This window comes from Natrialba sp. PRR66, assembly GCF_034808065.1.
Lineage (GTDB): Archaea > Halobacteriota > Halobacteria > Halobacteriales > Natrialbaceae > Natrialba > Natrialba aegyptia.
Genome location: NZ_JAXHGN010000109.1, coordinates 1 through 271 on the forward strand (window position 1 = coordinate 1; position 271 = coordinate 271).

A 271-nucleotide genomic window follows, 5' to 3' on the forward strand; every position below is an offset into this window, starting at 1 on the left:
GGATAGTTCCTCTGACGATAATTTACATAGGAAAAGAAAACGGAAAGAGAATCCACCAACTCCATTCCATCACACATATGTTATGAAATTATTTGATAGAAGTGTAGATTTGGCACAATTTGAAGAAGAAACACCTTTATATCCTATATGTAGAGCTTGGATGAAAAATCAACCTAGGAATCCGCAAGCCATAGTCAAGAGAAGGATATCATCACCTGAGCCTGAACATGATGACTGGAATGGTTCTCTTTCAAACATAAATAGATTGCCT

Annotated in this window: 1 protein-coding gene; it reads left to right on the plus strand. The window is 36.5% G+C overall.

Annotated features, from left to right (window positions below):
• The coding region (locus SM755_RS23670) for a hypothetical protein (protein WP_323174837.1) at positions 1–271 on the plus strand (271 nt) is incomplete at both ends.